Origin of the sequence: Rhodococcus sp. BP-261, assembly GCF_019835205.1 — a bacterium.
GTDB lineage: Bacteria > Actinomycetota > Actinomycetes > Mycobacteriales > Mycobacteriaceae > Rhodococcoides > Rhodococcoides kyotonensis_B.
In genome coordinates this window covers 49,431-73,667 of record NZ_JABUCO010000023.1, presented here as the reverse complement: position 1 = coordinate 73,667, position 24,237 = coordinate 49,431, and the positions used below count along the sequence as shown (strand labels likewise).

Genomic DNA, 24,237 nt, shown 5'->3' with positions numbered 1-24,237 from the left:
GTCGCGTGTGCTTCAGGTGTCCATCGATGCAGCAGCCGACACATCACGGGAAGGACAGCCATCGGCGTCAGCGCGGAAACGAGTCAAACCACTGCATCGACGAACCATTCCAGTATCACTGCGCGGAAAGTTGGCCCAGGGTGCAACTATCCGCGCACGGGCGCGTCAGCGCATGCGACGGAACGCCAACGCTGCTGTGTCGAACGGATTCTGCTTCTCCCGTTCGGCGGCGACGGGGGAGTACACCATGACCCCCGACGAGACGGCCCACCAGGCGAGCACGACGAGCAGAGTCGTCACGACGCCGATCACCGATACCGCGCCCCCGACGACCGCTGCCGCGCACACCGTCGCGACGCCGACGCCACCGAGTCCCCACACCATGGGCAGGAATCTCGGCGAGGCCACGAGCGTCGTCGCGCAGACGAGCGCAACCGCTGCAGTGGCATAGCCGTTCGGCAAGGCCGATCCGGGTACCCAGCCGACGGCCCACGCGCGCACGCCCGCCGTCGTCAGCGATGCTCCGATCACCAGAGTGATGACGGCACCGATCCCGTAGGGGAGCCCCCGTATCAGCGCGACGACGGTCAGCACGGCTACGGCCACGAGAACGGGTGTGATCCCGAACGCCGTCAACACCGAGTCCGACGGGCCGGCCAGGCTGGGTACGACTGCCCGCGAGTGGGGATAGTCGACGCCTGCCAGCGGCAGAATCCCCAGTAGCACGACGAGTCCTACCGTCGCAGCTCCGACCGCGATCGCTCTGGCCAGGATTCGACGTCGTCGCGCGATCGCGTCGACGTCGTCGAAATAGAGTTCGTTCTCCCCCAGTTCGACGAGTTCCATGCTGTCCGTGTCTGCGCTCATGCCCCGACTGGCCCCCTTCTCTTCATGCGTCAGCTACCCGAGGATGCACCACGAATCTGAATGCGTCATGTGAGCCGGCCGTGAGGCTACTGGGGAACGGGCGCGCGCTGGGGTCGTACGGTTCCCGCCGAGGCAGCTGCGATCACCGTGAGCAGCAGCGGCACCAGCATCGCCGTGGTGAGCGGGATAGCATGGGACAGCCATCCGATGATCGCGGGGCCTGCGAGCAGTCCGACGTATCCCATGCCGACGACGCGGGACATGTTGGTCGCCGACGGGCCCGATCCTAGGTTTCCCGCACTGGTGAAGATCTGCGGGATGCTGCCGGACAGGCCCAACCCGAACGCTGCCCATCCCGCGAGGGTCAAAGGCAGCCAGCCGGACGTGAAGACCAGGAGCATGCCGACGGCTGCGATCAGGTTGCCGTATCGAACGACCGCGACGGGCCCGAACCGTGCGCTGACGCGATCGGCGCAGAACCGGCCGACCGTCATCATCGCGGCGAAGAAGCCGAACGCCAAGGCTGCGGTGCCGTCCGCGGTGTTCAGATGTTCCTTGACCTGCAGCGTGCTCCAGTCGTTGGCGACGCCCTCCGCCAGCATCAGCGAGAACGCAAGTGCCCCGAGGGTGAGCACACGAGGCGAGAACTTCGTGCCCCGCGTGCTCGGCGACGTGTCGTCCTGGGTCGGCATGTGTTCGGTCGGCGTCAACAGGAAGCGGCTGCAGACCGCGATGGCGGCGACGCCCAGTACTGCGGCGGCTCCCATGGACGCGTCGATACGCACCGATGCGGCGAGCATGGCTGCTCCGACGAGCGATCCGACGACGCCACCGACCGAGAACAGCGCATGGAACGCGGACATGATCGGGCGCCCGTACAGCCGCTCGACGTCGACGGCCTGAGAGTTCATCGACACGTCCAGTGCGCCGTTGAACATGCCGAACACGAACAGCGAGATCGCGAGCGCCACCGCGCTCTGAGACAGTGCGGGTCCCATGGCTGCGCACGAGAGTGCTGTACCGGTGGCGATCACGAGGCGGTTGCTGCCGAACCGGTCCGCGAGTGGCCCCGCAGTCTGCATGCCGACGATGGCGCCGGCGCCGAGAACGAGCAGCAACGAGCCGAGCGTGGCATGAGAAATGCCGACTCGATCCTCGACGCTGGGGATGTGAACCACCCAGATAGCGAACACGAAACCGTTGACGGCGAAGACGCCGAAAATGGCTGCCCTGGCCCGTCGTAGACGCGCAGCCTGGTCGGTCACCTCGTTCACCATGGGGTCCCACGCTACCTGCGGCGACGTCGTGAGACCGCAGGCGCCGAGTGCGACGCCCGCGCGTGACACATCATTCGTAACTGGAAAGTCACTGGACTGGTTGTCAAACTGTGACGCTTATCACATCGTCCGGTTCGATCTGGTGGAGCTACCAGGGAGAGCGTAGCTTCAGGGCATCGCTAGAAAGTGAGTGATCGTTACAGCGAGATTCGTAACGATCCGAACACGGTCTCGGACATATGTTGAAACCTCTTGCTGACCGGACCTGGCACACAGCGCCGCCGATCGAAGGAGAAGCCATGACTCTTGCAGACGCTCGCCCGACTGTCACCACCGACGCGACCGAGCCCGAACCGTCGTTGACTCAAGGGCAGCTCGACATGATGCGAGCCTTCTTCTGCTACGAGTTCGAGGTCGCGCGTCTCGAACGCAGTTCGCTCCCCGAAGCAACGCCGGACGCCGTCGGCGAATGGATCGAAGCGCTGGAAATGAGCGGCTTCTTCGTGTCGTCGGAAATTCGTGCGATGGCTCAGGCCTGGCTGGCCGAGCCGGAGTCGCTGGTGGCGCTGCTGGGCGGCGACTTCGACGAGGTCGCTGCGCGTCGTGACACCGCTCTCGCCGAGGATGCCGCGTCGGACGCTGCCGCGTCGCCGTCGTACCTGCGCGCCAGCTGACCGCACGCGAACTCCGCCCCAGCCGTCACTCGAATGGATACCATCCACTCCGGTTGCGAAGACGAGGGTAAGGGGTTCGAATGGCGTCGGCGGGTGTGGACGAGTCCGCGGTATCGAAGTGGATCGGATCGTTGGGCATCGGAGCGGTGTCCCCGCTGACGTTCCAGCGAATCGGTAACGGTCAATCCAATCTGACATACGCGGTCACCGATGTGAGCGGCTCGCGGTGGGTGCTGCGCAGGCCTCCGCTCGGCACACTGCTGGCGTCGGCGCACGACGTCGTGCGTGAGCATCGCATTCTGTCCGCGTTGCAGAACACGTCGGTTCCGGTTCCCAAGATGTTGGCGCTGTCCGAGGACCCGGCCGTCTCGGATGCGCCGCTCGTTCTGATGGCGCACGTCGACGGTGTCGTGATCGACTCACCTGCCGTCGCAGAGACACTCCACGACACCGTTCGACGCTCGATCGGTCTCGGCATGGTCGGTGCGCTCGCCGAGATCCACCGGGTCGACCTGGAAAGTGTCGGACTTCTCGATCTCGCGAGCCACAAGCCGTACGCGCAGCGTCAGTTGAAGCGGTGGACGACGCAGTGGGAGCACACGAGATCTCGCGAGGTGCCCGCGATCGATTCGCTCGCTCAGCGCTTGGCCGCGAATGTTCCTGAACAGCAGGAGCTTTCGTTGGTGCACGGCGACTTCCACATGAACAACGTGATCACGTCGCGCACGGATGGGTCGATCGTGGCCGTCGTCGACTGGGAGCTGTGCACCCTCGGTGACCCGCTGGCCGACCTCGGCGGGCTGCTCGCGTACTGGCCAGAGGCCGGCGACGACGTCGCAGGCCCGTTCATGGCATCGACACTGCCCGGATTCCCGACGCGTGCCGAGTTGGTCGCCGAGTACGCGCGCGTCACCGGCCGCGACGTCTCGGCCGTGGACTACTGGCAGGTGCTCGCGCTGTGGAAGTTGTCGATCATCGCCGAAGGAGTCATGCGTCGCGCCGAGGCGGATGCCCGCAACCGAGCCCAGGCAGGTGCACCGACGACGACGTTGGTCGACGACATCCTGACTCGCGCCACGGCGACCGCCGACGCGATCGGTCTCTAGCGCGGTACCACGAGAGTGCGTGCAGCAGCTTCTATTTCGGTCGGGATCGGAACGGGCGTGCGCGTGACCGCGTCGACGTAGACGTGCACGAATCGGCCGGTCGCGGCCAGCTGTAGCTCGTCGCCGTCGGTGTCGCGGAACAGCGCAAGCGAGTACACGATGCTGCGGGTGCCGAGTTTCTCGACCGACAGTCCGACCTGCAGTCGATCCGGGAACGACAGCTCGCGGTGATACTTGCACGACGTCTCGGCGACGACGCCGATCGCCGGGAGTTCACGAATGTCGACGCCGGTCGTGGACATCAGCCAGCCGTTGACCGCGGTGTCGAAGAACGCGTAGTAGGTGACGTTGTTGACGTGTCCGTAGTGGTCGTTGTCGTCCCATCGCGTCGCGACGGGCCACAGGGCCGGGTAGTCGGCAGCGGGATTCGGTTCGGCTCGCTGCTCGGCGGAAGCGGTCATGAGTCGAGTCTAATTCGGGTCATTCCTGCAGGCTCCACTCCCGGCAATAATGTGCTGGGGTCACGGTCGCGCAGAGGCGGACGGCATCAGTACCCACCGCACCACGAGTCCGGCGACGAGTGCCCAGAACGCGGACCCGATACCCAGCACCGTGACGCCCGATGCGGCGATGAGGAAGGTCAGGATGGCCGCCTCCCGTCCCGCCTCGTTCTTCAACGCGCCGGCGAGCGAGGCCCCGAGGGTGCCCAGTAGCGCGAGGCCGGCTACGGTCTCGACGACGCCGGCAGGTGCGACGGAAACGAGAGTCGCGAGCGCGGCCGAGCACAGCGCGAGCAACAGGTAGAACCACCCGGCCGACGATGCGGCGATCCACCGGCGTTTCGGGTCGGGATCCGCCTGCGGCGCTGCTGCGAGTGCGGCGCTGATGGCCGCGAGGTTGATGGCGTGGCCTCCGAACGGAGCTCCGATGACCGTGCCCAGTCCGGTGACGCCCATCGCGGGTCGCCACGGCACGTCGTAGCCGAAGGACTTCATCACCGCCATGCCGGGAATGTTCTGGGACGCCATCGTGACGACGTAGAGCGGTAGTGCGATTCCGATGATCGCCTGCCACGTCCACTGCGGTGTGGTGAGGTCGACACGCGGGACGAGGTCCACCGGACTGGGAACACGATCTTCGGCGACGACGTCGACTGCGATGACGATCGCGGCGGCCACGAATGCCGCCGGCACGGCCCAGCGCTTCGAGAAGCGTTGCAGCACAAGCCAGACGAGTACGACAGGGGCGATGAACGCCGGTGACGCAGCGAACGCGGTGACCGGTTTCAAGCAGAGGGGGAGCAGGACACCCGCGAGCATCGCCTGTGCGATCGACGTCGGGATCGAGGTGATCAAGGCGCCGAGTCGCGGCCACAGGCCGGTCGTCACCACGAGTGCGCCGACCACCACGAAGGCGCCGACCGCAGCGGGCCAGCCGCCGGTGACGGTTCCGGTGCCGGCGAGCAGGGCCGCCCCCGGCGTCGACCAGGCGAGCGTGATGGGTTGTCGATATCGCCGGGAGAGATACAGCATGCCGAGCGCCTGCGTCACACAGATCGCGAGAAGTCCCGACGCGGCGTCCTCGGGCGACGCGCCGACAGCACGCAGACCCGTCAGTACGACGGCGAACGAACTCGTGAACCCGACCAGTGCGGCCACGACACCGGCCAGCACCGGCTGCAGTGGCCCGGAGCGTTCCTGTTCGACTGTATTTTCGTGTTCGGACACGGATGTCCATGATGCCCTGAGACTTGCCGCGGCGGGTGGCCTGCTCCGATAGTGTTTGCCCCGTGGACTTGTTCGTGGGCATCGATATGGGTACCGGCAGCACCAAGGGAGTTCTGGTCACCGAGGACGGCGTCGTTCTCGCCTCCGAACAACGGGCCCACGAGATGTCGCTTCCACGGCCGGGGTGGGCCGAGGTGGACGCCGAAGCAGTGTGGTGGGCCGACGTCTGCGCCATCGCGTCGTCATTGACTGCCGAGGTTCCGGCGGGCTCACGCGTCGCGGCCATGTGTGTCAGCGGCGTCGGGCCATGCCTCGTCCTCACCGACGCGGACCTGAACCCGGTCCGTTCGGCGATCCTGTACGGAATCGACTCCCGTGCTCACGCGGAAATCGCCGAGCTCACCGCACTGTTCGGTGAAGCCGAGATCCTGCGTCGCTGCGGAAAGTTGCTGTCCAGTCAGGCGGTCGGCCCGAAAATCGAGTGGGTGCGCAAGAACGAACCCGAGAACTTCGCGCGGGCGAGCAAGTGGTTCGGCTCCAACTCCTACGTCGTCGCCAAACTGACGGGAGAATACATTCAGGACCACCACACGGCGAGCCAGTGCGACCCGTTGTATTCGGTGCGCGAATTCGGTTGGAACACAGAATGGTCCGATCGCGTGCTGGACGGATTGGATCTTCCTCGGCTCGCGTGGCCGAGCGAGATCGTCGGAAAGGTGAGCGCCGACGCCGCCGCGTCCACCGGGATACCCGTCGGGACGCCCGTCGTCGCAGGAACCGTCGACGCGTATGCCGAGGCCTTCAGCGTCGGGGTGCGTCACCCGGGTGATCTGATGCTGATGTACGGATCGACGATGTTCCTCGTGCAGGTCCTCGCCGAGTACCGCACGCCTGCACCCACGGGGCGTCCGGCGGGCTCCACGTCCGGGGCGCTCTGGACCACGACGGGGGTCGAGAAGGGGACTTACGCGCTGGCCGCGGGCACATCCACCGCAGGTTCGCTGACGACGTGGCTGCAAACCGTCACCGGCGGTGCGTCTTTCGACGAGTTGATGCGCGAGGCCTCTGCCGTCCCGGCCGGCTCCGACGGACTCCTGGTGCTTCCGTACCTCGCCGGAGAGCGCACTCCCGTCTTCGATCCCGATGCCCGTGGAGTCATGGCAGGACTGACCCTCCGGCATACCCGCGGACATATGTTTCGTGCTGCCTACGAGGGAATTTCGTTCGGTATCAGGCAGATTCTCGAGATGTTCGACGACTCGGACACGCCGGTCACGCGAGCCGTCGCCGTCGGCGGGGGACTGCGCAGCCCGGTGTGGGCTCAGGCGCTGAGCGACATCACCGGTCGCACTCAATTGGTTCCGACGCAGGCCATCGGAGCCAGTTACGGAGACGGACTTCTGGCCGCTATCGGCGTCGGCGCTGTCTCACCCGAAACCGATTGGGCGACAGTCGCGTCGGAAATTCCCCCGAATCCCGAACACAAAGCGCTGTACGACGACCTCTACGGGAACTGGTGCGAGCTCTACCCGTCGACACGAAAGATCGTCCATGCGGGCGCTCAGCTGACCAGGTAGCCGCCGTCGACCGGTATGTCGCTGCCGTTGATCATGGACGACGCATCGGAGGCAAGCCACAGCGCTGTAGCCGACACTTCCGACGGGACGGCGAATCGGCCGGTCGGAATCCGTGCCAACATCGGCGCGGACTTGACGGGATCACCCCACACCTTCTGTCCCATGTCGGTGAGAACGACTGTGGGGCAGATGGAATTGGCGCGGACTCCGCGATGCCCGAGTTCGAGCGCGAGGACTTTCGTCGCCATGATCAGTCCTGCCTTCGAGGTGCAGTACGCGTAGTGCTCGGGAAGCGGTCGCAGCGCAGCCGCCGACGCGACGGTGACGATCGATCCGCCCGTCGCGTCGGCCATCGCACGTCCTGTCCTGGCGGCCAGCAGAGACGGTGCGCGGAGATTGACCTGCAGCACCTCGTCGAAATGTGCGGTGTCGAGTGCGTCGACGGTCTCGGGGTAGGAGATCCCGGCGTTGTTGATCAGAATGTCGAGGCCGCCGTATGCGTGCGCGGCGTCGTCGGCCAGTTTCTCCGGGCCGTCGGCGGTCGACAGGTCGGCTGTGACGACCGTGCATTCGGCATCGAGCGTGGCGGCGAAACTTTCGAGACCGTCTCGGTCTCGTCCGGACAGGACGAGCCGCGCGCCCGCCGCGGCGAACGTTCGTGCGATGTCGGCTCCGATGCCTCGGCCGGCTCCGGTGATCAGGGCACGTTTGCCGTCGAGGAGCGAGGAATTGGGAAGCGTCATGGAGCGTCTTTCTCTGCGTCGGGTCGAACGTGGTCGAGAATGCTCTGGGCGGTCGAGGGGTCGGTGACGAGCTGGTTGAAGAACTTCGCGCGTGCGCCGCTGACGATGGGTGCGACCTTCTCGTCGCCGACTGCCACTGCAATCCCGACCGGAATCTTCTGCAGCGCAGCCAGTTCCACCGCGATCAGTCGGTCGGACCCCGGGAACTCGACGGAATTGCCGTCGCGGTCGTAGAACCTCGAGCAGACGTCGCCGACGGAATCACGCAGCGACGCAGCGTTCGTCGGGACGAATCTCGGTATGTCCGAACGCAGCAACGGAGGGGCGCCGACGCCCATCAGGATGCACCGGGCTTGCGGCCACAGGTCGAGGACTCGCTGTATTGCGGGGTCGGAGTGGATGATCGAGTGGAGATCGGCTCCGGGTAGGGCAGGCGCGAACAGGTAGTTGGCCCGCCCGCCCAGCTTGTTCGAAATCAAGCGAGTGATCTCGTTGGTCTGATACCACTCCTCGGGTTGGTCGTTTCCCCCGACCGTGGGTGCGACGAGTACCCCGGGAATGCGATCGAGATCGAACTGTGCGACCTCGTAGACCGTTCGGCCCGACGAGACCAGCAGGATGTCCCCGGGTACCAATCCGACTGCTCCCAGGGCCTTCGACACCTCGGGCGCGAGATACCGTCCCATGAGGTCGACGGTCGGCTTCGACGGCGTCGGCGCAGGCAGAGGTGCCGACAGGTAGACGTGTGTGAGCCCCAGTGCGGCGGCGACGCGCTCGGCGAGGTCGTCCTGTGCAGACGTGCTCGGGGGAATGACCTCGATACGCACGATGCCCTGGCGCCTGGCTTCGGACAGTAGTCTGCTGACCGTCGCGCGGCTGGTGCCCAACTTCGCGGCCACCTCGGCCTGGGTCGCATCGTCTTCGTAGTAGAGCTTGGCGGCGGTGTACAGCAGCGTGGGCGCGAAGTGACCGGCGTCGGCGGTCGACGGTGTGTTCTCGCTCGCTGAACTGGTTGTGGCCATGGTCGCAGTATCCCACTGAACATATGTGCACGGACTTTGAATTGCTGAACATTCGTTCTGGACATATGTATAACGGACCGTTAACGTGATCGCCAACACATCGCGACACAGCAATGCGTCCCATCACTGCCGCCAGATCAGGAGCTCTTTCATGTCGGACACCGCGATCCCCGAGAAGATGCAGGCCGTCGTCTGTCATGGCCCGGAGGACTACCGCCTCGAAGAGGTACCGGTACCCGTTCCCGGACCGGGCGAGGCGCTCGTGCGCGTCGAAGCCGTTGGAATCTGCGCCAGTGATCTGAAGTGCTATCACGGTGCAGCCAAGTTCTGGGGTGACGAGAACCGTCCCGCATGGGCCGAGACCGACGTCATTCCCGGTCACGAATTCGTCGGGGAGATCGTCGTGATCGACGACGAAGCATCGGCGCGCTGGAACGTCGCGGTCGGCGATCGAGTCGTCTCCGAGCAGATCGTTCCGTGTTGGAAGTGCCGGTTCTGCCTTCGCGGGCAGTACCACATGTGCGCCCCGCACGATCTGTACGGATTCAAGCGGCGCACGCCGGGGGCGATGGCGTCGTACATGGTGTATCCGGCAGATGCGTTGGTGCACAAGGTGTCCAAGGGCATTCCGCCCGCGCATGCGGCATTCACGGAGCCGCTCTCGTGCTCGTTGCACGCCGTCGAGCGCGCGGGCATCACCTTCGACGACGTGGTCGTCGTCGCCGGCTGTGGTCCGATCGGACTCGGCATGATCGCGGGCGCTCGCGCCAAGAGCCCCGCTCACGTGATCGCTCTCGACATGCAGCCCGAAAAGCTGGCTCTCGCACGGGAATGCGGTGCCGACATCGTGATCGACATTCGCAACGAGGACGCCGAGAGGATCGTCAAGGACCTCACCGGCGGCTACGGCGCCGACGTCTACCTCGAAGGAACCGGGCATCCGTCGGCAGTTCCGCAGGGGCTCGGTCTGCTGCGCAAACTCGGTACGTACGTCGAATACGGCGTCTTCGGCAGCGACGTGTCCGTCGACTGGTCGATCATCTCCGACGACAAGGAACTCGACGTCCTCGGCGCACATCTCGGCCCGTACTGCTGGCCTGCGGCAATCCGCATGATCGAGTCCGGCGTTCTTCCGATGGACAAGATCTGCACGCATCAGTTGCCGCTCGCGGACTTCCAGAAAGGCCTCGACCTCGTCGGCAGTGGTGCGGAGTCCGTCAAGGTCTCGCTTATCCCGTCCTGACTTTCCGCCCACACCGGGAGACAACACATGAGCATTCATCAATTCTCGAGGCGGGACATGCTACGGGCGATGGGCCTGGCGGGCATCGCCGCGGCCTCCGTTCCGATTCTGTCCTCCTGTGGCGTCGGCGGAGGCGTCGACGCTGTCAACGGCGCAGGCGAGGTCACCGGACCGTTCGACTGGAAGGCCGCGCAGGGTACGACGCTTAACATCCTGCAGACCCCGCACCCGTATCAGCAGTCCTTCCAGCCGTTGTTGGCCGAGTTCGAGCAGCTCACCGGCATCACCATCAACGCGGACCTGGTTCCCGAGGCCGACTACTTCACCAAGCTGAACACCGAACTGGCAGGCGGCACAGGCAAACACGACGTGTTCATGCTCGGCGCCTACTTCATCTGGCAGTACGGTCCTCCCGGATGGCTCGAGGACCTCGGTCCATGGCTGCAGAACAGTTCTGCCACCAGCGACGAGTACGACTTCGACGACATCTACGAAGGTCTTCGCACGTCGACGAGCTGGGACTTCGAGCAGGGCAGTCCATTGGGCACCGGTGGACAGTGGGCACTGCCGTGGGGCTTCGAGAACAACGTCGTCGCCTACAACAAGGCGTACTTCGACAAGAACGGCATCACGTTGCCGGACACGTTCGACAACTTCATCCAGCTGGCCATCGATTTGACCGACCGGTCACAGAATCGGTACGGCATCGCCACCCGTGGATCGAAGTCCTGGGCCACGATTCATCCCGGCTTCATGACGCAGTACACCCGAGAAGGCGCCCAGGACTACGTCTTCGAGAACGGCGAGCTGCAGGCTCGCATGAACTCGGACAAAGCCGTCGCATTCACGGAGAAGTGGATCGAGATGCAACACAAGGCCGGCCCGACCTCGTGGACGTCCTACGACTACCCCAATGCCACAGGTGATCTCGGCGACGGCACCGCCATGATGGTCTACGACGCGGACAGCGCCACCTACCCGAAGAACAAGCCGGGCGCGTCGGCGCAGGCGGGCAACATCGGGTGGTACCCCGGACCGGCAGGCCCCGACGGCAGCTATGCCACCAACCTGTGGACGTGGTCGCTCGCGATGAACTCGATGTCGAAGAACAAGCACGCCGCCTGGCTGTTCATGCAGTGGGCGACGGGCAAGGAAGCGATGTCGAAGGCCGTGCAGGGCGGGATCTACGCCGACCCGGTCCGAAAGTCGGTGTTCGACGGCGTGTTCAAGCAGCAGGTCGCGGACCAGGCGGGCTATCTCGAGACCTTCGAGACCGTCATCGACCAGTCCAAGATCCAGTTCACGCCGCAGAAGAAGTTCTTCGACACCACCCAGAACTGGGCGTCGGCTCTGCAGGACATCTACGGCGGCGACGACGCCCGATCGCGTCTCGACGGGCTCGCGAAAACCAACACCTCGAAGGTGAATCTGTGATGACGTCCTGGAAAGAGGTAGGTCATGGCCACCCGTTCTGACACCGCACGCGCGACCGACACGCCCCAGCCGGCCGCCACGTCGAAACCCGAAGTGCCGCGGTGGCGTCGACGGCTCCGGCCGTACCTGCTGTCGGTTCCCGCGGTTCTGATCGTCGTCGGGATTCTGTACCCGTTCTTCGTCGGTGCGTGGTACTCGTTCCTCAATTACGCTGCGGTGAACCCGAATCCGGTGTTCGTAGGATTTCGCAACTACGCCAGCGTCCTCGGCGACGCGCAGTTCTGGTCGAGCGTGCGGGTCACGGGCACCTTCGCGGTCGTCGCCACCGTCGTCGAGACCGTCATCGGCGTGATCATCGCCCTGCTCCTCAACCGGTCGTCGATCATCGGACGGATCTTCGAGAAGGTTCTGATCCTGCCGTTGATGATCGCGCCCGTCATTGCGGCCGTGGTGTGGAAGTTGATGTTCAACCCGCAGTTCGGCGTGCTCAATCACGTTCTCGGGCTCGGTAACACGTTCGACTGGCTGAGCAGCCAGAACGCGCTGTTCTCCGTGATCCTCGTCGACCTGTGGATCTTCACGCCGTTCGTCGCGATCCTCGTCCTCGCGGGCATCCGTTCGCTTCCGAAGGAACCGTTCGAAGCGTCGGAGGTCGACGGGGCCAGCTGGTTCTACATGTTCCGACGCCTCATGCTGCCGATGCTCTGGCCGTACATCCTCGTCGCCGTGATCTTCCGCTTCATGGACAACCTCAAGTTCTTCGACGTCCCATGGGTTCTCACGGCGGGCGGTCCTGGTGTCGCCACCCGGTCGTTGCAGATCGGCGCGTTCGAGGACTCGATCATCAACCTCGACTACTCCCGCGGCAGCACCTACATGTTCCTGCTGTGGATCCTCGTGTTCATCACCGCACGCTTCCTCGTGAGCGTGCTCGGCAAAGCGCAGCGGCGTGCTGCAGGCGCGGAGAGCTGAACCATGGCCAAGGAATTGCTTCCCGGACAGCGTCGGTTCACGCCGGCGTCGGTCGCAGCGGACGTCGTGCTGCTCGTGTGGTTCGTCTTCTCGCTGTTCCCGATCGTGTGGATGGTGCTGCTCGCACTGAAGTCCGACGCCGAGCAGACCAGCACCTACTTCGCCTTCACCCCTACGTTCGAGAACTTCGCGACGGTGCTGAGTCAGCGTGGAACCGACCTGACGAGTGTCGACTTCACGTCCTCGTTGCTCACCAGCCTCATCAACTGCGGTGGCGCGGTGATCGTGTCGCTCGTCATCGGTATTCCCGCTGCCTACGCGGCGGGCCGGTGGCAGTACAAAGGCAGCAACGACCTGATGTTCCAGATGCTGTCCTTCCGCTTCGCACCCGAGCTGATGGTCATCGTGCCGCTGTTCGTCATCTACAACCAGATCGGACTCTTCGACACGAAGGTCGGCATGATCTGGGTGCTTCAACTGGTCACGATGCCGCTCGTCGTCTGGATTCTGCGTTCGTACTTCCAGGACCTGCCGGAAGATCTCGAACAGGCTGCGCTTCTCGACGGATACACCCGCACACGGGCTTTCGTGATGGTGGCGCTGCCGCTCGTGCGACCGGGGATCGCGGCCGCGGCGCTGCTGGCCTTCATCTTCGCGTGGAACAACTACGTGTTCCCGTTGATTCTGTCGGACAGCAATGCCAGCACGGTCACCGTCGCGATCACGAAGTTCCTCGGTGGCGGAGGACAGGCCTACTACAACCTCACTGCGGCGGCGGCCGTCATCGCAGCACTTCCACCGCTGATCCTGGCGCTCACGATTCAGCGTTACCTGGTTCGCGGTCTCTCCTTCGGGGCGGTGAAATCCTAGATGGCACACTTGGCGATCAAGGGACTCAGCAAGAAATACGGCAAGAAGATCGGCATCGACGGTATCGATCTCGACATCGCCGACGGCGAGTTCTTCGTCATTCTCGGGCCATCGGGTGCGGGTAAGACGACGACGCTCAAATCCATTGCCGGACTGGTCGACGTCGACGAAGGCGCCGTTCACATCGCAGGCACGGACATGACGTCCGTCGAGCCGTACCACCGCAACGTCGCGATGGCGTTCGAGAGTTACGCGTTGTATCCGCAGAAGACGGTGTCGCAGAACCTGGCGTCGCCGCTGAAGTCCGGACGGACCGGCAAGTACAGCGAGGCCGAACAGACCGCGCGGATCGCGGCCGTGACCAAGACTCTCGGTATCGACCATCTCCTGCAACGTTTTCCGCGTGAGCTGTCCAACGGCCAGCGTCAGCGTGTGGCACTCGGCCGAGTGCTGGTGCGACCCGCGGACGTGTACCTGCTCGACGAGCCTCTGTCGCACCTCGACGCGAAGCTTCGTGCGTCGATGCGCGTCGAACTGAGGCAACTCGGCGAGATGTCGAACACGACGACGGTGTACGTCACCCACGACTACCAGGAGGCACTCGCACTGGGAGATCGCATCGCGATTCTCCGCGAGGGCCGCGTCGTGCAGGTGGATACGCCCGAGAACATCTGGCGTGCACCGGCGGACACGTTCGTCGCCAAAGCGCTCGGTCAACCCGAGATCAACCTCTACGACGCGACCGTCGACGACGGCCTGTCGAGGGTGCTCGGTAGTTCGCTCGACATCCCGGTGCCGCGGAAGCTGGGACTGTCCGACGGCGACTCCGTACGCATCGGAATCCGCCCGTGCGACGTGGAGGTCCTGGAGAGGGCAGAGCCCGGGAAGTTGTCGTTCGACGGCACCGTCGTGCTGGCGGAACGACTCGGTCGCGACGTCGAGGTGTCGGTGGATCTCGGTGGTACGACGCTGATCGCATTGTCCAAGGGCGGTCGCCACATCACCGAGGGAGCCAGAGTCACCGTCTCCGTCGACGCTTCCGATATCCACCTCTTCGCCGGCGTCGACGGTCGTTCCGACTCCGAGACGAAGCGACTCGGCGCTGCAGATGCGAAGGAGCAGTAGATGACTGCCGTACAGACCAAGCCGACCGCAGTGGCACAGAGTCTCACGCTCGACACTCTGGTCAAGACGTACTCCTCGCGTGGGCGCGAGGAGTTCAAAGCGGTCAAGGGAATCGACCTGGCGATCGAGCCGGGGGAACTAGTTGCGTTGCTGGGGCCGTCGGGGTGCGGCAAGACCACCACCCTCCGGATGATCGCCGGTCTGGAAACCGTGACCAGTGGCCAGATACGCATCGGTGACCGGACGATCACCGACCTCCCTCCAGGAAAACGCGAAGTCGGTGTCGGATTCGAGAGTTACGCGCTGTATCCGCCGTTGACCATCCGCGAGAACCTTGCGTATGGGCTGAAGGCGCGCAAGGTCAAGAACGCCGACGAATTGGTGAATTCCATCGCCCGGCGACTCGAGATGGACGACCTTCTCGATCTGAGGCCCGCCGGTCTGTCGAGCGGTCAGAAGCAGCGCGTCGCATTGGCGCGGGCACTCGTGCGCAACCCACCGGTGCTGCTGCTCGACGAGCCGTTGTCGCATCTCGATGCATCTGCGCGCCAACGTGTTCGACGCGAGCTCAAGATGCTGCAACGTGAATTCGGCTACACGACGATCGTCGTCACCCACGATCAGGTCGAGGCGTTGAGCCTCGCAGACCGGCTCGCGGTCATGGACGGCGGCGTCATCCAGCAGTTCGGGACGCCCGACGAAGTGTTCGACGACCCGGCGAACCTGTTCGTGGCAGGCTTCGTCGGCGAACCGCAGATCAACGTCGTCGATGGAATCGTCCGCTCGTCCGGTGGCGAGACGTCCGTCGAGATCGGAGGCGGGATGTTGCCCGTCGCGGCGAAGAAGGTTGCCGACGGCACCCTCGTCAAGGTCGGAATTCGGCCCCAGGACGCCGTTCTGGCCTCCGGCGCACCGAGAGCGGGGCAGATCGCCGTGTCGGTGGACTACTTCGAACACCTGATGGAGTTCGGTCAGGCGACGGTCGCCGCGACCGGCGGCGAGACGTTCGTCGTGCAGACACCTGCGCGCGAGCGGTTCCGCACCCACGACCGCTGCGCGCTCTCGGCTCCGGCCGAACGCATCTACTTGTTCGACCGCGATTCCGGTCGTCGACTCCGATAGGAACTGCCGTGACGAAGCTTTTCAACGATCCGTCCTCCTTCATGGAGGACATGCTGGACGGTTTTCTCGACGCCAACGCTCGGTACGTGGTGGGCGTGCCCGGGGGTGTCGTCCGCGCGACCGAGACACCGCAGGGAAAGGCGGCCGTCGTGGTCGGCGGCGGTTCCGGTCACTATCCCGCCTTCTGCGGCGTGGTCGGTCGCGGATTCGCCGACGGCGCTGTGGTGGGCAACATCTTCACCTCGCCGTCCGCCGACGACGCGGCGTCGGTCGCGCGGGCCGCGGACAACGGGGGAGGGGTACTGCTGACGACCGGAAACTACGCCGGTGACGTCATGAACTTCGGTCTGGCAGTGCAGAAGCTGAGGTCCGAGGGTATCGACGCGCGATATCTCGCAGTCACGGACGATATCGCGAGCGCACCGAAAGACCAGATTGCCAAGCGCCGCGGAATCGCCGGAGATTTCACGGTGTTCCGATGTGCTTCTGCAGCAGCCGATTCCGGATACGACATGAACGGCGTCGAACGTGTGGGTATCGCGGCGAACGACGCGACCCGTACGCTCGGCGTCGCCTTCGACGGCTGCACGATGCCGGGTGCCGCCGATCCGCTGTTCACGGTGGCACAGGGGACGATGGATCTCGGTCTCGGTATCCACGGCGAACCCGGGGTGTCCTCGCACGCCATGCCCACGGCGTCGGAACTCGCGGAACTCCTCGTCGACGGAGTGCTGGCGGAGAAGCCCGCGGGCAGTGGCGACCGAATCGCGGTCATCCTCAACGGACTCGGACGTACCAAGTACGAAGAATTGTTCGTCGTATGGTCCGGGGCGGCCGCACGCCTGCGGGACGCCGGGTACACGATCGTGGATCCGGAGGTGGGAGAACTCGTCACGAGCCTCGACATGGCAGGCTGCTCGCTGACCGTCATGTGGCTCGACGACGAACTCGAGCGGTTGTGGACCTCGCCCGCCGACACCCCGGCCTACCGCAAGGGAATCGTCGACGCCGACGCGGGGCAGCGGCGGTCCAGCGATGCAGTTGCTGCCGTCGACGCCGACACCCTCCCCGAGTCGGACGAATCCTCCCGCGATTGCGGCACATTTGTCGCAGCCTCGCTGAAAGCTCTCGCCGAGCGGATGGCCGACGCCGAGGACGAGCTCGGACGGATCGACGCCGTGGCCGGTGACGGCGATCATGGCCGCGGAATGGTCAAGGGCACAGCTGCGGGAAGCAAGGCGGCCGACGAGGCTGTCTCGCGTCGGGGTGGAGCCGGTTCTGTTCTGGCCGCGGCCGGATCCGCGTGGGCTGCGAAAGCCGGAGGCACATCCGGCGTCTTGTGGGGCGCCGCCCTGACCGCCATCGGAAACCGACTCGGCAACAAGGGAACTCCCGACGACCGTGCCGTCGCCGAGGCGCTCCGAGCAGGCTACGACGCGCTGACGTCGCTCGGTGGGGCGGCGCTCGGAGACAAGACGATGCTCGACGCGTTCGACCCGTTCGTGGGCGCGATCGAGAAATCGGTGGCCGGCGGAAACGAGTGGCGAACCGCATGGACCGATGCAGTTGTCGTGGCGCGAACGGCAGCCGACGACACGGCCGAACTACGCCCGAGGGTAGGACGGGCACGCCCGCTCGCCGAGAAAAGCGTCGGTACACCCGACGCGGGCGCGATCTCACTGGCGATGTGTGTAGCCACCGTCGCCGAACTCTTCACGACACGAGGACTCCGATCATGAACAAACTCCGCATCGTCGTCGGCTGTGACGACGCAGGTCTCCAGTACAAGCAGGCACTGCTGGCCGATCTTCGGAACGACGAGAGAGTCGAATCGGTCGCCGATGTAGGCGTCGGCGACGACGAGCACACGGCGTACCCCCATGTCGCGGTCACGGCAGCCCGCATGATCGCCGACGGTACTGCCGACCGTGCGCTGCTCGTCTGTGGTACCGGCCTCGGAGTTGCGATCAGCGCCAACAAGGTACCCGGTGTTCGGGCTGTGACGGCCCACGACAGTTTCTCGGTCGAACGCGCGGTGCTCAGCAACGACGCCCAGGTGTTGTGCATGGGACAGCGCGTGATCGGTATCGAGCTCGCTCGACGTCTGGCCAAGGAATGGCTCGGCTACACGTTCGACCCGGCGTCGGCGTCCGCGGCGAAGGTCGCGGCGATCGGCGAGTACGAGTCCGGCGCACTCGCGACCGCCGAGGACGAGGCCAAGGCGGTCTGCGACTGAGCTAGCGTCGCGAGAATTCCGACGCCCGTCGCACCTGCTCGTCGGTCGGCCGGACCCCGGTGTACAGGTGGAATTGCTCGGCCGCCTGCAGCGCGATGACCTCGGCGCCGGTGACGACGGGTTTGCCGGCCGCACGAGCCGCGACGATCAACGGTGTCTCCGACGGCATGGCGACGACGTCGAACACGGCCTGCGCGGCGGAGATTCGATCGTCCGAGAACGGGGATGCGTCGGCGTCGGGGCCGCCGTCCATGCCGATGGGGGTGACGTTGACGAGGAGGTCTGCGTCGACGGTGTCCTGGGAATAGGCGTATCCGTACGCGTCGGCCAAGGCTCGTCCGGTGTCGGTGTTGCGGGCGACGACGGTTCCGTCGGTGAAGCCCGAATCACGAAGTGCGGCAACGACGGCCTTGGCCATTCCTCCGCTTCCGGTGACGGCGACGGACCAGTCGGTCGCGAACCCGGACGACGCGAGCAGATTCGCGACGGCCTGATAGTCGGTGTTGTAGGCGTGCAGTACGCCGTTCTCGTTGACGATGGTGTTGACCGAGTCGATGGCGCTCGCCGAATCGTGCATCACGTCGACGAGTGCGATGACGTCCTCCTTGAACGGCATCGACACGGCGCACCCGCGGATGCCCAGTGCGCGAACTCCACCGATCGCGGCGGAAAGATCGGTCGTCGTGAATGCCTTGTAGACGAAGTTCAGGTCGAGTTCGTCGTACAGGTAGTTGTGGAATCGCGTACCGATGTTGCTCGGTCGTCCCGACAACGACATGCAGAACTGAGTTTCACGGTTGAGGAAGCTGCGCGACATCGTCAGTACTCTACGCTCAGCACTTCTCGGAGATCGACGCCAATGCTCGCTGGTCGGCCTGGGTGATCGACAGCCCGTACTGGGCCGCGACGGACAGGTATTTGCCTGCATAGAAGCAGTGGTACGCCGCATTCGGCGGAAGCCACTGTGCCGGAGTGCTATCGCTCTTCGACTGGTTGTCGGTACCGCCGACCGCCAACAGATTGAAGTCGATGTCGTTGGCGAACTGGACGCGCTTCTCGGGCAGCCATCCGTTGGCTCCCATGTCCCACGCCGCGGACAACGGGTAGACGTGGTCGATCTGGACCTTGCTCGCGTCGGACTTGCTGAACTTCATGACGGTGCCCGAATAGGGATCGGCGAGAGTGCCTTCGAGCACGACGCAGTTACGCGTGCCCGGCTTGAACACGAGGTCGGTCATGTCCTTGGCGAGAACGTTGTCTCGGGTACCGCAGCCGTCGTGACCGCCGGGGCCGTCGTAGTCGTCGGTCCATGCAGGCCCGAACACGCACCCCTGACCGCTCTTGCATCCTCGCTCGTAGCCGACCGCGTCGGGGCGTGCCGCGACGACGTGCACTCGACCGAGAAGCTCGTCTATCTGTGCGCGCGTGGGGCTTCCGGGCGCAGGAGGGGGCGCGGAAAAACCGGGGATGTTCGACGTGTCGCACGACCCGAACGCCGACATCGCCAACGTGACGACCACCAACAGCAGCGCAATACGCAGCTTCTTCACACACACCCAATCGTCGGCGATTTCGAACCTTCGGCAAGAAGTGTGCCGTACGGGTCCGACACGGTCAGCTCACCTCGACGACGACCTTGCCCGTCGCGTGTCCGCTCTCGACGGCTGCCAGTGCCTCGCCTGCACGCTCGAGCGGGAACGTCGATTCGATGTGCGGCCGAAGAACTCCCGACGCGACCAGTTCGGCGAGCCGGGTGAATGCCGCGGCGCTGCGATCGCGCGCGACTCCCGATCCTCCGAGTGACGCGGCGAGCACCGGATCGGCGACGCTGATGATCGGTGCGCCGGGCGTGGTGTGCGCTGCGGCGGCGCGCAGGGTATCTCCTCCGACCAGGTCGAAGATTCCGTCGACGGCACGGTCGAGCGAGTCCGTGAAGTTCTCACCGGATTCCACGAACGTCGCACCGAGGCTGTTCACCCAGTCCTTCTTGCGCGCACTGGCGACACCGATGGTCGAGATGCCGTCGGCGCGTGCCAGTTGCAGCGCCGCCGAGCCGACGCCACCGCCCGCACCCAGAACGAGCAGCGTGTCCTTCTTGTGCAGGGCGAGTTGGTCCAATGCGTCGTACGCGGTACCTGCCGCGACCGGCAACGTGGCGGCGACGGCGAACGACACGGATTCGGGCTTGGCGGCCGCGTTCGCGGCGTTGAGCACGGTGTACTGCGCGTATCCGCCGTGTCCAGCTGCGGTCGACCCGAACACCTCGTCGCCGACCGAGAAGCCGTCGGTGTGGGTGCCGACCTGAACGACCGTTCCTGCTACCTCGCGGCCGAGGACCGCGGGCAACTGCGTCTGCACGGTGTCCTTGCGATTGCCGGATCTGACTTTCCAATCGGCGGGATTGACGCCCGCGGCGTGGACCGCGATCAGGAGCTGACCCTGTCCAGGATCCGGGATCGGAATGTCGAGAAAATACTCGGTTTCGGGCCCGCCGTACTCGCTGAATCCATACGCGATCATGCATCCACTGTGCCAAAAGCAAGCAAAGGATGGGCATGGTGTTCCACTTTCGCGTGTCTCGGAGCGGGAATCCGCACCCCGCGGGTCACCACTGGAACACCATGCCCAACCTGATTGGATGGACACCATGCTGCACGGTCTCTGGTCCACGGAAGAGGGCCTGATGCTGTGGAACGACGAGCTCTCCACCGGACACGAGCCCGAACTTCCCGCTGCACATGCACGCGCGCTGACCAGGACTTTTCGAGCTCGTGCAACCGTCGCGTTCCCGTCGACCTCAGGTGAACCGAACACCGCACAGATTCCGGCCATACGGCTCGCTCCCATGAATGCCGCGGAATTGCTGCTGCGCACTCCGTCGTCGCACTCCGGAATCTCCGGGGACCTGCGCTACCTCGGCCACGTCGCCCGCGGAATCGAAGCGTGGGCGAAGGCCGGGCGCGTCGTCCCCACGCTGACGCGCGCCGACGGCCAGTGGTGGCCACGATGGACGCTCGTCGGTGGGGAGCGTCAGCGCGCCTGGCTCAGCGAACTCGCCGTCGCGATGCCGCCCGCGCTGCGTGCCACGGGTCGACCGAGACAGCTACTCGGCAGCGTCGTCGACGAGCTCACCGACCCGATCGTGAGATCGATTCTCGGCAAACCGAATACGGAACATCCGATGTGGCGGGCGCTCGTCGACGACGAGCCCTACCTCGAGGGGGTTCAACAGACCGCCACGCTGCTGGACACCTGGCGAGCCAGCCTGACCGTCGACGAGCCGTCGCTCGTGCTGCGGCTGCTCGAGCCCGACGACGAAGAGGACACCGAGGACACCGAGGACGAGCTTCTCTGGACTCTCCAGGTGTGCCTGCGTGTCGGCGACGACGCGCCCATACCCGTTCCGATGAACCGACGCGTCGACGCGTCCCTGCTCAGCACGGCCGTCCGCAAGGTGGGTGAGGCCGTCGCCGCGTATCCGCGCCTGCGGGATCTGCCGAACGCCCCGAACTCGCTCGACCTGTTGCTGCCGACGTCGGTCGTCATCGACCTGGTGGAGCACGGTGCGACCGCGCTGCAGTCCGCGGGCGTCGCCGTGCTGCTGCCGCGCGCGTGGACACGTCTCGATCCGTCGATGCGGTTGCGCGTCGACGTGCCCGTCAGCAAGGCCGCGGACAATCGGGCCGTCGGGATGGACGAACTCGTGTCGTACGACTGGCAGCTGCAGCTCGGCGACATGGTTCTGACCGAAGCCGAGATGAATCGGCTCGCCGTGGCCAAGGGGGATCTCGTTCGTCTCCGGGGCACCTGGGTCATGGCCGACGGAAGCCAGCTCGCGCGGGCCGCGAGGTACGTGGCCGAACACCATGGCGACGGCACCCCGTTCGGCAAATTGGTGCGAGAGATGACGATCGCGGAACCGCCGCCGGTGCCCGTCGGGGAGGTGCAGGCGTCGGGTTGGGCGGCGACGCTGCTCGAACCCAGCGCGTCCCCGGAGCAGATTCCGACGCCCGAGACCGTCGACGCCGTGCTGCGGCCGTACCAGGAGCGGGGCCTGTCCTGGCTTGCGTTCATGAGTCGTCTCGGCCTCGGTGCCGTGCTCGCCGACGACATGGGCCTCGGTAAGACACTGCAGGTCCTGGCCCTTCTCGCGCACGAGAGCAGCCCGTCGCCGACGCTTCTCGTCGCGCCGATGTCCGTCGTCGGAAACTGGCAACGGGAGGCGGCGAAGTTCACCCCGCACCTGCGTGTGATGGTCCACCACGGGCCGACGCGGCTGCGGGACGACGAATTCGACAAGGCCGTCGGCGAGCACGATCTCGTCGTCACCACGTATGCGCTGATGGCGAAGGACCGTGAGCGGCTCGCAGCGCAGACCTGGCGCCGGATGGTGCTCGACGAAGCCCAGCACATCAAGAACTCGACCACGTCCCAGGCCAGGGCCGCCCGGGCGATTCCCGCCGAACACAAGCTCGCGCTGACGGGCACACCCGTCGAGAACCGACTGGACGAGCTGCGATCCATCCTCGATTTCGCCAACCCGGGGATGCTGGGAAAACCGTCGGATTTCCGGAACCGCTTCTCGGTGCCGATCGAGCGGGAGGGCGACGAGGGTGCGGTGACGCGGCTGCGGGCGATCACGTCGCCGTTCATTCTGCGACGCGTCAAGACCGATCCGGCGGTGATCTCGGATCTGCCGGAGAAGAACGAGATGACGGTGCGGTCGAATCTCACCGCCGAGCAGGCGGCGTTGTACAAGGCAGTCGTCGACGAGATGATGGCGCAGATCGCCGACAAGAAGGGCATGAAACGCAAAGCCGCGGTGCTGGCGGCAATCACGCGACTCAAGCAGGTGTGCAATCACCCCGCGCATTTTCTGTCCGACGGGTCGCCGGTGCTGCGGCGCGGACAGCATCGTTCGGGGAAAGTCGGATTGATCGAAGACATTCTCGACGCGGTGCTCGGCGACAACGAGAAAGCGTTGCTGTTCACGCAGTTTCGCGAGTTCGGTGACATCGTCGCCCCGTACCTCGCCGAACGGTTCGGTACCGAGGTTCCGTTCCTGCACGGGGCGGTGACCAAGTCGAAGCGCGACCGCATGGTCGAGAACTTCCAGCGCGACGACGGTCCGCCGATCATGATCCTGTCGCTGAAAGCCGGTGGTACGGGCCTGAACCTGACGAAGGCCAACCACGTCGTGCACATGGATCGATGGTGGAACCCGGCGGTGGAGAACCAGGCGACCGACCGTGCCTTCCGTATCGGTCAGCGCAAGAACGTGCAGGTCCACAAGTTGTTGTGCGTCGGCACGATCGAAGAGCGCATCGTCGGAATGCTCACGTCCAAGCAGGAATTGGCCGACATGACCGTCGGCACGGGGGAGAACTGGGTCACCGAGATGGACACCGGTGAGCTGCGCGAGCTGTTCCGGCTGGGTGACGACGCGGTGGGTGAGTGATGGCCGACTTCAGTCAGTACGGGAAACGTCGACAAGCCAAGGGCGGCATCGAAGCTCGCAACAAGCGAGGCGCGTTCGGGCAGACGTGGTGGGGCCGTCATTTCGTGACGGCGATGGAAGAACTCGCCGACCCGGGGCGCATCGCGCGCGGCCGAACGTACGCGCGTGGGGGACAGGTGCTGAACCTCGGCGTCGAGCGCGGGCAGATCTACGGCGAGGTGCAGGGCAGTCAGCTCGAGCCGTTCTCGGCGTCGGTGATGGTCGATCCACTGTCCTCGGGGCAGATCGACGCGCTGGTGGATCGAGTGTCGTCGAATCCGGGGATGCTCGCGGAACTCGCATCCAACGCGATACCGCAGGCGTTGGCGTCGACGTTGCTGCCGCACGACAAGGGGCAACTCGACTTCGACTGCACCTGCCCCGACGACGGGTGGCCGTGCAAGCACGCGGCCGCGCTGATGTACATCGCGGCCGAGCACATCGACGCGTCCGCGACGACGATCCTGACGCTGCGCGGGGTGGATCTCGACCAGTTGATCGAGGGAGTCGGTGAGGCGGAGGTCGAGGTCGGGACGGACGACTGGTTCGGCGACGAGATGGAGTTCCCGGCGCTGCCGAAACCTGACTTCGCACCCGCCGTGGACGACCTCGACATGATGGTGCTCAGGCGGGCCCTGCGGTCGACGGGATCGGAGGAGCACGAGGTCACGCGGGGTGTCGAGGATTTGAAGGCGTTCTATCGACGGCTGTAGGGGGCTTCGCCCCACGTGCGCGCGAATGTATA

The 24,237-nt window shown here is 65.2% G+C and carries 22 protein-coding genes; 13 read left to right on the top strand and 9 right to left on the bottom strand.

Annotation, left to right across the window (positions count from 1 at the left end):
• Positions 1-165: 165 nt before the first annotated feature.
• Together HQ354_RS20915 and HQ354_RS20910 are read right to left on the bottom strand one after the other, a co-directional pair.
• A complete protein-coding gene (locus HQ354_RS20915; RefSeq protein ID WP_167676305.1) occupies positions 166-867 on the bottom strand; it encodes a hypothetical protein in 702 nt (233 codons plus the stop codon).
• Between the two features lie 86 nt (positions 868-953).
• Complete coding sequence (locus HQ354_RS20910; RefSeq protein WP_167676303.1) at positions 954-2,144, bottom strand: MFS transporter; 1,191 nt, start codon at positions 2,142-2,144, stop codon at positions 954-956.
• A gap of 299 nt (positions 2,145-2,443) precedes the next feature.
• On the opposite strand from HQ354_RS20910, the gene HQ354_RS20905 reads away from it, so the two are divergent.
• Both HQ354_RS20905 and HQ354_RS20900 read left to right on the top strand, forming a co-directional pair.
• Positions 2,444-2,818 (top strand): hypothetical protein, encoded by a 375-nt coding sequence (locus HQ354_RS20905; RefSeq protein ID WP_222635481.1) that lies wholly within the window; start codon positions 2,444-2,446, stop codon positions 2,816-2,818.
• Between the two features lie 80 nt (positions 2,819-2,898).
• Positions 2,899-3,924 carry a phosphotransferase family protein gene (locus HQ354_RS20900; RefSeq protein ID WP_068426987.1) on the top strand — a complete coding sequence of 342 codons (1,026 nt, stop codon included), beginning with the start codon at positions 2,899-2,901 and terminating at the stop codon, positions 3,922-3,924.
• Here HQ354_RS20900 and HQ354_RS20895 read toward each other — a convergent pair.
• Positions 3,921-4,385, bottom strand: a complete 465-nt coding sequence (locus HQ354_RS20895; protein ID WP_068426985.1) for a thioesterase family protein — start codon at positions 4,383-4,385, stop codon at positions 3,921-3,923. The genes HQ354_RS20900 and HQ354_RS20895 overlap by 4 nt on opposite strands.
• Positions 4,386-4,445: 60 nt before the next feature.
• On the bottom strand, positions 4,446-5,651 hold the full coding sequence (locus HQ354_RS20890; RefSeq protein ID WP_167676297.1) for a benzoate/H(+) symporter BenE family transporter: 1,206 nt from the start codon (positions 5,649-5,651) through the stop codon (positions 4,446-4,448).
• Positions 5,652-5,713: 62 nt separating this feature from the next.
• On the opposite strand from HQ354_RS20890, the gene HQ354_RS20885 reads away from it, so the two are divergent.
• Positions 5,714-7,228 carry an FGGY-family carbohydrate kinase gene (locus HQ354_RS20885; RefSeq protein WP_222635482.1) on the top strand — a complete coding sequence of 505 codons (1,515 nt, stop codon included), beginning with the start codon at positions 5,714-5,716 and terminating at the stop codon, positions 7,226-7,228.
• On the opposite strand, the gene HQ354_RS20880 is transcribed toward HQ354_RS20885, so the two are convergent.
• Positions 7,213-7,971, bottom strand: a complete 759-nt coding sequence (locus HQ354_RS20880) for an SDR family NAD(P)-dependent oxidoreductase (protein WP_068426979.1) — start codon at positions 7,969-7,971, stop codon at positions 7,213-7,215. The two genes, HQ354_RS20885 and HQ354_RS20880, sit on opposite strands and share 16 nt — an antisense overlap.
• Positions 7,968-8,993, bottom strand: a complete 1,026-nt coding sequence (locus HQ354_RS20875) for a sugar-binding transcriptional regulator (RefSeq protein ID WP_114332359.1) — start codon at positions 8,991-8,993, stop codon at positions 7,968-7,970. The genes HQ354_RS20880 and HQ354_RS20875 overlap by 4 nt, the downstream gene beginning before the upstream one ends.
• Before the next feature lie 151 nt (positions 8,994-9,144).
• Between HQ354_RS20875 and eltD the strand changes: the two genes are divergently transcribed.
• Genes eltD through HQ354_RS20835 form a run of 8 tightly spaced genes read left to right on the top strand, consistent with a single transcriptional unit; the run spans position 9,145 to position 17,995 of the window.
• Positions 9,145-10,236 carry an erythritol/L-threitol dehyrogenase gene (gene eltD, locus HQ354_RS20870; protein WP_068426975.1) on the top strand — a complete coding sequence of 364 codons (1,092 nt, stop codon included), beginning with the start codon at positions 9,145-9,147 and terminating at the stop codon, positions 10,234-10,236.
• Positions 10,237-10,293: 57 nt separating this feature from the next.
• Positions 10,294-11,670 (top strand): ABC transporter substrate-binding protein, encoded by a 1,377-nt coding sequence (locus HQ354_RS20865; RefSeq protein ID WP_068426973.1) that lies wholly within the window; start codon positions 10,294-10,296, stop codon positions 11,668-11,670.
• Positions 11,671-11,694: 24 nt separating this feature from the next.
• A complete protein-coding gene (locus HQ354_RS20860; protein ID WP_068426971.1) occupies positions 11,695-12,642 on the top strand; it encodes a carbohydrate ABC transporter permease in 948 nt (315 codons plus the stop codon).
• A gap of 3 nt (positions 12,643-12,645) precedes the next feature.
• Complete coding sequence (locus HQ354_RS20855; protein ID WP_068426969.1) at positions 12,646-13,512, top strand: carbohydrate ABC transporter permease; 867 nt, start codon at positions 12,646-12,648, stop codon at positions 13,510-13,512.
• Entirely contained in the window at positions 13,513-14,637 is a 1,125-nt protein-coding gene (locus HQ354_RS20850) for an ABC transporter ATP-binding protein (RefSeq protein WP_222635483.1), read from the top strand.
• Entirely contained in the window at positions 14,638-15,759 is a 1,122-nt protein-coding gene (locus tag HQ354_RS20845; RefSeq protein WP_167676291.1) for an ABC transporter ATP-binding protein, read from the top strand. It begins immediately after the preceding gene.
• A gap of 8 nt (positions 15,760-15,767) precedes the next feature.
• Entirely contained in the window at positions 15,768-17,498 is a 1,731-nt protein-coding gene (locus HQ354_RS20840; RefSeq protein ID WP_167676289.1) for a dihydroxyacetone kinase family protein, read from the top strand.
• Complete coding sequence (locus HQ354_RS20835; RefSeq protein WP_167676287.1) at positions 17,495-17,995, top strand: ribose-5-phosphate isomerase; 501 nt, start codon at positions 17,495-17,497, stop codon at positions 17,993-17,995. Before HQ354_RS20840 ends, HQ354_RS20835 begins: the two co-directional genes overlap by 4 nt.
• 1 nt (position 17,996) lies before the next feature.
• Here the strand turns inward: HQ354_RS20835 and HQ354_RS20830 are convergent, their stop codons facing one another.
• The 3 genes from HQ354_RS20830 to HQ354_RS20820 form a co-directional block, all read right to left on the bottom strand.
• Positions 17,997-18,812, bottom strand: a complete 816-nt coding sequence (locus tag HQ354_RS20830) for a shikimate 5-dehydrogenase (RefSeq protein WP_167676285.1) — start codon at positions 18,810-18,812, stop codon at positions 17,997-17,999.
• 16 nt (positions 18,813-18,828) lie between these two features.
• A complete protein-coding gene (locus HQ354_RS20825; RefSeq protein WP_374107351.1) occupies positions 18,829-19,530 on the bottom strand; it encodes an HNH endonuclease family protein in 702 nt (233 codons plus the stop codon).
• A 79-nt stretch (positions 19,531-19,609) separates the two neighbouring features.
• A complete protein-coding gene (locus HQ354_RS20820; protein WP_167676283.1) occupies positions 19,610-20,515 on the bottom strand; it encodes an NADP-dependent oxidoreductase in 906 nt (301 codons plus the stop codon).
• A gap of 127 nt (positions 20,516-20,642) precedes the next feature.
• On the opposite strand from HQ354_RS20820, the gene HQ354_RS20815 reads away from it, so the two are divergent.
• On the top strand, positions 20,643-23,453 hold the full coding sequence (locus HQ354_RS20815) for a DEAD/DEAH box helicase (protein WP_222635492.1): 2,811 nt from the start codon (positions 20,643-20,645) through the stop codon (positions 23,451-23,453).
• Positions 23,453-24,205: an SWIM zinc finger family protein gene (locus HQ354_RS20810; protein ID WP_222635484.1), complete on the top strand. Its 753-nt coding sequence runs from the start codon at positions 23,453-23,455 to the stop codon at positions 24,203-24,205. Before HQ354_RS20815 ends, HQ354_RS20810 begins: the two co-directional genes overlap by 1 nt.
• Positions 24,206-24,237 lie beyond the last annotated feature (32 nt).

Coding starts and splice junctions, on each gene's coding strand:
- HQ354_RS20910 (WP_167676303.1), bottom strand. CDS start 2,144: ATGGTGAACGAGGTGACCGACCAGGCTGCGCGTCTACGACGGGCCAGG.
- HQ354_RS20830 (WP_167676285.1), bottom strand. CDS start 18,812: ATGTCGCGCAGCTTCCTCAACCGTGAAACTCAGTTCTGCATGTCGTTG.
- HQ354_RS20905 (WP_222635481.1), top strand. CDS start 2,444: ATGACTCTTGCAGACGCTCGCCCGACTGTCACCACCGACGCGACCGAG.
- HQ354_RS20835 (WP_167676287.1), top strand. CDS start 17,495: ATGAACAAACTCCGCATCGTCGTCGGCTGTGACGACGCAGGTCTCCAG.
- HQ354_RS20845 (WP_167676291.1), top strand. CDS start 14,638: ATGACTGCCGTACAGACCAAGCCGACCGCAGTGGCACAGAGTCTCACG.
- HQ354_RS20855 (WP_068426969.1), top strand. CDS start 12,646: ATGGCCAAGGAATTGCTTCCCGGACAGCGTCGGTTCACGCCGGCGTCG.
- HQ354_RS20895 (WP_068426985.1), bottom strand. CDS start 4,385: ATGACCGCTTCCGCCGAGCAGCGAGCCGAACCGAATCCCGCTGCCGAC.
- HQ354_RS20865 (WP_068426973.1), top strand. CDS start 10,294: ATGCTACGGGCGATGGGCCTGGCGGGCATCGCCGCGGCCTCCGTTCCG.
- HQ354_RS20900 (WP_068426987.1), top strand. CDS start 2,899: ATGGCGTCGGCGGGTGTGGACGAGTCCGCGGTATCGAAGTGGATCGGA.
- HQ354_RS20810 (WP_222635484.1), top strand. CDS start 23,453: ATGGCCGACTTCAGTCAGTACGGGAAACGTCGACAAGCCAAGGGCGGC.
- eltD (WP_068426975.1), top strand. CDS start 9,145: ATGTCGGACACCGCGATCCCCGAGAAGATGCAGGCCGTCGTCTGTCAT.
- HQ354_RS20820 (WP_167676283.1), bottom strand. CDS start 20,515: ATGATCGCGTATGGATTCAGCGAGTACGGCGGGCCCGAAACCGAGTAT.
- HQ354_RS20915 (WP_167676305.1), bottom strand. CDS start 867: ATGAGCGCAGACACGGACAGCATGGAACTCGTCGAACTGGGGGAGAAC.
- HQ354_RS20860 (WP_068426971.1), top strand. CDS start 11,695: ATGGCCACCCGTTCTGACACCGCACGCGCGACCGACACGCCCCAGCCG.
- HQ354_RS20850 (WP_222635483.1), top strand. CDS start 13,513: ATGGCACACTTGGCGATCAAGGGACTCAGCAAGAAATACGGCAAGAAG.
- HQ354_RS20880 (WP_068426979.1), bottom strand. CDS start 7,971: ATGACGCTTCCCAATTCCTCGCTCCTCGACGGCAAACGTGCCCTGATC.
- HQ354_RS20815 (WP_222635492.1), top strand. CDS start 20,643: ATGCTGCACGGTCTCTGGTCCACGGAAGAGGGCCTGATGCTGTGGAAC.
- HQ354_RS20875 (WP_114332359.1), bottom strand. CDS start 8,993: ATGGCCACAACCAGTTCAGCGAGCGAGAACACACCGTCGACCGCCGAC.